Genomic DNA, 8,602 nt, shown 5'->3' with positions numbered 1-8,602 from the left:
CCCAGCCGAGATCCATGGCCGTCCACTACGCCATTGACGTCGTCCGACGAGACCCGGCATGACCTGCCACAACGCTTATCTTCCCGGCATTGGCCGTAAGGAGGAAGAATAGTTACGCCCCGCGTTGGTACTGTCACTGGCCATGGCCATTTCGGAAGAGGTCGCCCGGCAACGGGCGGCCTACGGCGCCTTGTGGGACGCCGATGTCGTGACGTTCGTCGGTTCTATTGATATCAAGTCCGGTCGACTTCCGACATCCAGACGGCTACAAGCAATGATCAGTGAAGAACTCCGTCGGTGGCCGGATGGTGACGGAGTCGAGGTCAGGCTGGACGGTCAGCGGCTCGGATTGAGCAGTCGTCGTGCCCTCGATCGCCTCGCGGGCACGGCAGGTGGCGATGAGTCGACATCGTTTGGCGATGGAGATCGGGCATCGCTGCCCGGAGAATCAACGCAATACCGTGCGTTGCGGTACGCATGCCCCGCCGATGCGTGCCCGAGGGAGGCCTTCCGCTCGTTCCACGATGCGCGCTTCCTTCCGCTATGTGAATCCCACGGCCTGGCGATGGAGTTGCGCGCATGGACCTGAGTGCCGCTAACAAGCCGCTTGATGGCATGATATCAGGACGTTTCTTCCTGATCGGATATCTTCCGACCTATGCCGCAGCGGTATTCGTCTTGATTCTGGTGTGGGCAGGCGCTCCGACATGGCTCCACGATGGGCACGCCCTGTCATTCGCACGCGCATGGCAGACCGCGAGAGGACTCGGTGTCGGCGAGATCGTCATCCTCACGGTTGCCGTTACGGTCATCGCGGTTCTGTTTGCGCCGCTGCAGCTGGCGATGATGAGGGTGCTCGAAGGCAACTGGCCGACCGCGCTCGGCGCTGGGGTTGGGCGATGGATACAGCGGCGGCGCAAGCGCCGGATGGCTGCCGCCGCGGAGCTGCCCATCGGCCGATCCCAGCTCACCGCCGACCTGGTTCAGCGCGCGGGCATTGCTGGTGCTCGGCTGCGTCGGCGGTATCCGCAGCCCCACCACCTCGTGCGCCCAACGGCGCTAGGCAACGCGCTGTCGGCGATGGAGGATACCGCCGGCCGTGAATACGGCCTTGATGCGATTGTCGCTTGGCCACGGCTTTACGCAGTGCTCGGCGACAACGTCCGCGCGATGGTGGACGACCGCCGGGACGTGCTCGATAGCGCTGGACGCATGACGATCACCGCTGGAACAATGTTCCTCGCCGCCGTGGTGCTGCTGTGGGATTCCGCTGGATGGCTGGCGTTGGCTCTCGTCCCGGCGGCCATCGCCGCCGTCGCCTACGCAGGGGCGGTGGCCGCCGCCGTCGCTTATGGCGAAGCTGTTAATTCCGCATTCGACCTGCACCGATTCGACCTCTTGGACGCGCTCAAGATGCCTCAGCCCCGAACTCGCGATGAGGAACGGGCAGTCAACCGGGCGCTGTGCGACATGTGGCGCCAAGGTGTTCCGATGACCGGCGATTACAAGGTGGACCGTTGAGCACCGATCAGACACGCATGCTGCCGTACTCAATGATCGTCGGTCAGGGGGATTTACGCCGAGCCTTGGAGATCGCCTATGTCTCGCCGCGCGTCGGCGGCGTGCTCGCCACCGGCCAGCGTGGCACCGCCAAGTCCACGACCGTGCGGGCGTTCGCGCAGATGGTTCTGGGGCGGCTGCCGGTGACCCTTCCGATCGGCGCCACCGACGACCGGGTGCTCGGCGGCTGGGATGTCGAGAAGCTGATCCAGGGCCACTCCGCCACCCGGCCGGGCCTGCTCGAGCAGGCTCACCATGAGGGTGGCGGCCTGCTGTACATCGACGAGGTGAATCTGCTGGACGACTACCTCGTCAACATCATCCTTGATGCTGCGGCCTGGGGGACGTTGGCTGTCGAACGCGAAGGGATAGGGGAGCAGCTCCGTGATGTCCGGTTCACCCTCATCGGCACCATGAACCCTGAGGAGGGCAGCCTTCGGCCGCAACTGCTGGACCGCTTTGGCCTGGTTGCTTTCGTCGCCTCGGAGGAGGACCCGACCGTCCGCCATGAAATCCTGCGCAACGTGCTGGCATTCGAGTCTGATGGCGCTGACCAGCACTCGGCGATGGTGAGCCAAGCGCGGGCTGCCGATGCCGAGCTCGGCAGGAGTCTCGCCGCAGCCCGTGAGCGCGTTAGCGCGGTAACGCTCCCGGATGAGATTTTGGCATTGTGCGCGCGGATTGCGGGCGCGTTCTCGGCCGCTGGTCATCGCGGCGAACTCGCGACGGCGTATGCGGCGCAGGCGCTGGCCGCGATCGACGGCTCGCGTGTGGTGACGACGGACCATGTGGCGCGGGTAGTCCCGCTCACGCTGGTGCACCGGCGGTCGGCCGCGGACCCGGGCCTGCTGACCGCATGGACGAACGAGGATGCCGAAGCGCTCCTCCGCGTCGTGGCGGGGGCGAGGTAGACGAGTATGCGAACCGATACGGCGATAGCCGACCGTGTAGCTGCCCTGCTGCGCTGCATGGCGGTGGATCATCGCATCGGCGGCTTGCTCGTGCTCACCGACCGGCCGGAGGTGATGCAGATTCTGGCGGGATGGCTGGCCCGGACCATGTCAGCCTCGGACGGCACGGCGCCGCGGATAGTCGTCGCCGGCTCGTGGCTCTCGGAAGACGACCTGTGGTCGCGTGTCCGGCTGGAGGACGGGCAACTGCGGACGACACCGGGACTGCTGGCGGACGTCCCGGTACCTCCGATTGTCGTGGTGCCCGACCTCGCCCATGCCGGCCTTGGTGTTCTCCGCGCTGCCGCCACGCTTGTCGGTTCGGACGCCGTGTCGGTGGAGCGGCACGGCCATAGCTATTCGTGGCGGCCCCGGGCACGGTGGCTGGCGGCAGCGCACCCGTTATCGGCGGGCAGTCACTCGCACCACCTGCTGGACCGGTTCCCGTTGCGGATCACCATCCCTGCCGACTGGCTACCCGCGCACGAGGCAGGGCCGAGGGGATGGGCAGGAATGCCGGAGCCCCGGCCATTGCTCCTCGGCGACGATCTGAGATTTCCGCCCGTCGGGGCGGATCTGCTCGATGAACTGGCTGGAGCGTCGACCGGCGGGATGCGCAGAATCCTGGCGGTTGCCCGCACAGCGCGGGCACTCGCCATATTGGAGGGCACCGCTGAGGTGGCAATGGATCATCTGCAGCAAGCGCTCGCGATCCTCGGCCTGAACGGCGTGGACCGACCAGCCGCCCCCGGCCCGACCGCCGTGGCACCATCCGGTCCCGTGGAGTCAGCGCACGCGGACGAGATCGCGCCAAGCGATGTCGACACGGTCGACGTCGCCGACGCCCCGACACCGATGGCGATGGGCGCCTTGGATACGGCTGAGTATCCGGAGGAGGCACCTGACGCTTTGCCGGAGGCCACGTCGTTACGCAGTCCATGGACCGGAGTAGGCCGTGCCCGACGGCTACGCGGCCAGAGCACGGGCGTGGAGCGCGCACGGAGCTCCATCGACCTCGCGCTGGTGCCGACGTTCATGGAGGCGGCCAAGTTCCGCGGCCTTCGCCCCAGCACAGCTGGACTCGCCGTCCAGCGGGAGGACTGGCGTCGTTACCGACGAGGTTGGAACCCGCACCGGCTGCTCGTGCTCATACTCGACCATACCTGCCACCACGGCTGGGACTGGATCCCTGCGGTGGCCCCCTATCTGCAGTGGGCATACATACAGCGCGCCGCCGTCTGCGTCGTCGATCTCGGACACGCCGATGCCGCGAATCCACTGTGCGCCGAGCGCTATCTCGCATCGAGTGTTCGCGACCCGCGTGTGCTGCGGTCGCTTCGCCGGCCGCCAGGCCGGGCGACACCGCTCGCCTCCGGCATCGAGTTGGCCGCCCAGGAGCTGCTCCGGCTCACCCGCAGGGGCCGCATCAACGTGGACCGGGCCTGGCTCGTCGTGGCTACCGACGGACGTGGCAACGTGCCTTTGGACGCCAGCGCGCGTGGACACGTCGAGGGCTCGGCTGGTCGGCGCGGCGTCGACGATGCCTTGACCGCCGCAGCCGCTGTCAAGGCCATGACGTCCGTGCGATCAGTCGTGATCTCACCGACACTGGCGACCTACGCGAACCTCCCGTTCGAGCTCGCCGATGCGCTCGGCGGAATGGTCGCAGCTGCGACGGACAGGACACCCGAACTCTTTGGCCCAGGGCTGCGATGACCAGCCTAGGAATGGGAAGCATCGTCAGTGGCATGGCCATGTCCGCAGGCCGCGAGCCGCAGCCGATCGCAGCCCAGCGAAGCCTCGACGAAGTAGAGGCTCCGGACGCGGTTCGCTCGGCCGAGCAGGATCTGCCGAAAACCTTCGGCCCGCTGCCGCTGCCGCTGCCACCGGCGACCGCGCTGCTGCGAGTGCACCGCCGGACCCATGAAGGCGTGGAAAGGTTCTACCTGGAGCTGCAGTCCGACGCCGATCTGCACCGCACCGCTTCTCCGCAAGACCTGGGCGTCCAGGGTCCCCCTGACCTTGCCCTGGCCGAGGTCATGGCCCGCGGATCACTTCGCCCAGCCATCGCCGCGTTGCGAAGCTGGTCCACGACCAAACTCGCACTACGCCAATGGATCACTGCGCTACGTCGTCGCCACGGGCGTGAACTGCGGCTCATCGTCTGGGACGAGACCAACTTCCAGATCCCGTGGGAGCTGTTCTTTCACGACACCGGCGACCCTGCCGACCGCGGATGGCTCGGGGCCGACTTCGAGGTCATTCGGTGGACGGCCGTGTTCACCGAGATCCGTCCAGACTGGCTGACCAGCGTTTCCAGCGCATGCAACGGGCAGCTGCTCGCCTTCACCGACCCGACATTTCCGAACCCCGCAGCTCTGCTGGCGCGGTACCCACACGAATCTTTCGGCAGCCTCGACGATCTGCTGCACAGCCTCGACGACACGGCCCGCAACGTCGGCGTGGTCTTCATATGGGGCCATGGCATAGCTAGCTCGAACGGCGAAAGGTCGACGCTGGCCGGAGTGTCGCTGGACCGGCTCGAGGTCTTCAAGATGCGAGCGATGCTTAACTCTCGGACCCTCGTGCTGCTCAACGCATGCGGCAGTGGTCAATTGCTCAATGATGACCGCTTCGGCGAGCAAGGGACCCGCAACTTCGCGGAGATGTTCCTTCGCCGCGGCGCCCGCGGCGTCATCGCCACCTCAGGCCAGGTCGACAAGGCAGATTCGTACGATTTTGCGTGGCGGCTGCTATCCGAGTCGGAATCGGAGGATCTCAGTGTTCCCGGAATGCTGTTGGCACACCGAACCAATCTCGCCGATGCACTGCCGTCCGACCCCAGCGTCAAAGCGACCGACGAGCAACTGCGGGAATTCTTCAACGGATTCATGTACCTCTACTTCGGCAACCCCAACACCTTACTGCGGATGCTGCCGAGCGGTGCCGACACATGAGCCACGCCACGACACCCATCGCATCGGTCCAGATGACACCAGTCGTCAGCTGGCCTCACCAGGCCCGCCCAGGCGGACGCTATCTGGTCACCATCGACCTCCGCCTGGATGACATCGACGGATGGCCGTACAGCGACGAGGAGCACGTCGTCGCGCTGATGCTCAGCGGACGGGACCACCTGAAAGTGAACGCACTCGGCGACACGAGCGTCGTCCTGCACCGCTTCGGCGGCACCTACGGACCAGCCAGGTTCGTGACCACCGTCGGAGACGCCGCGCTGCCCAGCACCGAAACCAGCCTGTGGCTGACCCTCATCAGCGCTGGCGGAGTGCCATTCCACACAGTGCAACTCCCGATACTGATCACTATCGACGCTCCCATGCACCCGTCGACTATGAGCATCTCTCTGAGAGACGCCGCCCTTGGCCCGCCGATGCAGTTACCGTCCCTGGCTGGCACCGATGCAGACGTGTGGTCAATGGTGGCATTCAACGACGCCGAGGGTCGGCCAGCGCTCGCCATCGGCACCGACATCGGAACCCTGCGGGTGTGGTGGCCCGCCAACGATACTGTCGACATATACAAGATCGCGCCAGGCCGAGCGCACGTCACGCCGTTACGTCGCTCCGATGGAACAACGCTTCTGCTAGCTGCATCGAGTCGGACGTTCCTACTCCTGGACCCAGCCACACGCACCGTTCTGTCCCAGTTGACTAGACCGGACTTCGAAACCGTCACAGCCCTGGCCACGATCGACCGGGCGCCGGGCGCCGCAGACGTGGCGGTCGGAACCAGTAGCGGAGCCATCTACCTTCTGCAGGACGGACAGCTCGACATTAAGGTCGCTGAACGGCTCATCGGACACGTAGGTGCGGTGTTCTCGATGGCGTCGATAACGGTTGACGGCAGGAGCCTCCTTGCCTCGGCTGGCCGAGACTCGGCAATTCGAATTTGGGACACGCACAGCCGATCGCTACTCGGACCCTCACTGACCGGACATGTAGCGCAGATTAACAGTATCGCCGCCGTCGCAGGAGAAGGCGGGCGCTCGATGATCGTCAGCGCTGCCGATGACGGCACCGTCCGAGTGTGGGACGTCGTGACCGGCACTCCCGTGGGCGAGCCTTGGCTCAGCAATGGAGACTGGGTCAACGCCGTGATCGAACTGCCGGAAGGCACGCAGCGTCCAGTACTTCTTTGGGGCGGCAGAGAGGGGATTCTCCGATGGGCTCTCCAAGGCGCGACGCGAAGCTCGGCCGCGGCCGACAGCCTACGGCCGGTGACAACACTGATATCGTTCACCTGGGCCGGCCGGCCAGTCGTCGCGATCGCGCGGGCCGGAGGTGATGTCACACTCCGCTACGGCGCCGATTTCCAGATCGACGAGAGCATGCCAACGTGGGCACCGCAAATCCCTGATAGCTCTGGCATACTTAGGGAACCCCTCGCTGTACTCGGTCATCCGCAGCGTCGTCAGCAGGGTAGGTCGATAACTGGTGTTCGGGCCGTCGTCGTCGCGGCCGAGGACTACCATGGCGACTCGACACTGGGCCCGCTGGACGGACCCGCCCTAGACGCAGCTCGATACATCGAATGGCTGCGCGACCGCGGCGTTCCGGATGGCGCGATCACTCTAGTCGCCTCTCCGCTGACGGCTAGCCGTCCGTTGATCGACGCACTTGGCCTGCCAGCACGCCCAGCGACGCAAGCGGAAATCTACGATCTCTTTGCCCATGAGCTTCCTACCGACACGGCCAACCTGTTGATCGTCGTGTGGGGCGGGCACGGTGCGATCGACGGCGGTAAGGCTCGCCGCCTGTTCACGGTGGACGCCACGATGTCCGACCAGCGCAATCTGGATTTCGACTCGCTCAGCGATGCCCTCCTCACCTCCTACTATCCGGCGTTCCAGCGCCAGCTGCTGATCGTCGACGCATGCCAGAACCTTACTTCGGAGCTGCGCTACGTCAACCAGCTCCCGCGGCAGGTCATGCCGCGAGGGAACCATATTCTCGACCGGGAACAGCACATCCTGTTCGCGGCTGCCCCTGGCCAGGTGGCGATGAACGACACAAGACGCAAGACCGGCCTCTTCTCCGATGAGCTGCTTCGGCTGCTGCAGGACCCAGCCGCATTCTGGCCGCCCGACGCCGACCAGCTTGCACAGCGGCTCGACACCCGGTTCGCCACGATACGCGCTGAGGAGACTGCGGTCCGACAGCCGCCATATCTGTGGCGCCGCACGCCGACTCACGACGGTCAGGTATTCGACCTGACGCCGGCCCACGGACGGCTTCAACGGCTGTCGCTTGGTGCCCTCAACACGATCGTCAGCGTCATGGAGGATGTCGACGAGCTGTGCAGCGTACCCAACCTCCAAGTCCTGATCGGCATGCTGCCGTCGCCAATCCGTGCCGCGGTACCTTATTCCGACGTACCCCGCACGAGTCTGATCCAGCTGCTGCGGACCTGCGACAAGTTCGCTGAGGGCCGCAACGCGCTCACACTCGTGCTGGCTATCGGGATGGCCGATCGCCAGGGTTTCGCCAGTGTCTCTGCGGCGCTGAACCAACACTGGCCAGCATCATGAATATGACCAACGATCGCGCGGCGCTCGACCACCTGCGGAGCGGCTTAACACAGTCCGCATGCTGACTCAGGCGGAGTGACGGAACAGGCCGAACTGGCACCTCACCATAGGTAAGCGTTTACACGTGGCAAGAGTACAGCGCACCCTGAATACAGGAGAAGCTGTATCAGGACACGAAGGTGGCGCAGCCTGCGGGTGCGCGCTCGGCGTGCCGATGAACGGAGGCGGCGCTTCGGGCTAATGCCTGTTCGGCGTGTTAGCCTGAACGCCGCCGCACGTGCTGCTAGATCAACTGGAACGACGTCAACAGCGTCGGACCCGGTTGGGTTTTGGTTTGTGTTGCCCCTCGGACACGAACCAAATCCCAACGGTGCCCGCCAAGATCCACTATGGCGTGCACCGTTTGTATTTCATCGTTGTAGGTCAGCTTGAGCTGTAGGGCTCGGTACAGGTCGAGTTTCTACTCAGGCTTGGCCTCCGCAAGCGCGGTGGCGATGTCGCCCAACTCGGCGACCAGCGAGGCGATTTCGTCATGCATGTGGAT

6 protein-coding genes are annotated in these 8,602 nt (G+C 65.2%); all 6 read left to right on the top strand.

What is annotated here, in order from left to right; genetic code table 11:
* The first annotated feature begins 142 nt into the window (after positions 1-142).
* From AB0B66_RS42730 to AB0B66_RS42705, 6 genes are read left to right on the top strand one after another with little or no spacing between them, the layout of a single operon-like run.
* A complete protein-coding gene (locus AB0B66_RS42730; protein ID WP_360541213.1) occupies positions 143-589 on the top strand; it encodes a hypothetical protein in 447 nt (148 codons plus the stop codon).
* Positions 580-1,521: a hypothetical protein gene (locus AB0B66_RS42725; protein WP_360541211.1), complete on the top strand. Its 942-nt coding sequence runs from the start codon at positions 580-582 to the stop codon at positions 1,519-1,521. The genes AB0B66_RS42730 and AB0B66_RS42725 overlap by 10 nt, the downstream gene beginning before the upstream one ends.
* Positions 1,518-2,471, top strand: coding sequence for an AAA family ATPase (locus AB0B66_RS42720; RefSeq protein ID WP_360541209.1), 954 nt, complete (start codon positions 1,518-1,520; stop codon positions 2,469-2,471). The genes AB0B66_RS42725 and AB0B66_RS42720 overlap by 4 nt, the downstream gene beginning before the upstream one ends.
* 6 nt (positions 2,472-2,477) lie before the next feature.
* The gene (locus tag AB0B66_RS42715) at positions 2,478-4,226 is read left to right on the top strand and encodes a hypothetical protein (RefSeq protein ID WP_360541207.1); all 1,749 of its coding nucleotides are present in this window, start codon (positions 2,478-2,480) and stop codon (positions 4,224-4,226) included.
* Between the two features lie 32 nt (positions 4,227-4,258).
* Positions 4,259-5,467, top strand: a complete 1,209-nt coding sequence (locus AB0B66_RS42710) for a CHAT domain-containing protein (protein ID WP_360541205.1) — start codon at positions 4,259-4,261, stop codon at positions 5,465-5,467.
* The gene (locus AB0B66_RS42705; RefSeq protein WP_360541203.1) at positions 5,464-8,058 is read left to right on the top strand and encodes a hypothetical protein; all 2,595 of its coding nucleotides are present in this window, start codon (positions 5,464-5,466) and stop codon (positions 8,056-8,058) included. Before AB0B66_RS42710 ends, AB0B66_RS42705 begins: the two co-directional genes overlap by 4 nt.
* Positions 8,059-8,602: the final 544 nt, after the last annotated feature.

This window comes from Catellatospora sp. NPDC049111 (assembly GCF_040648615.1).
GTDB classification, from domain to species: domain Bacteria; phylum Actinomycetota; class Actinomycetes; order Mycobacteriales; family Micromonosporaceae; genus Catellatospora; species Catellatospora aurea.
Note: the sequence above shows the minus strand (reverse complement) of the source record. Positions and strands in the feature narration are given on the sequence as shown.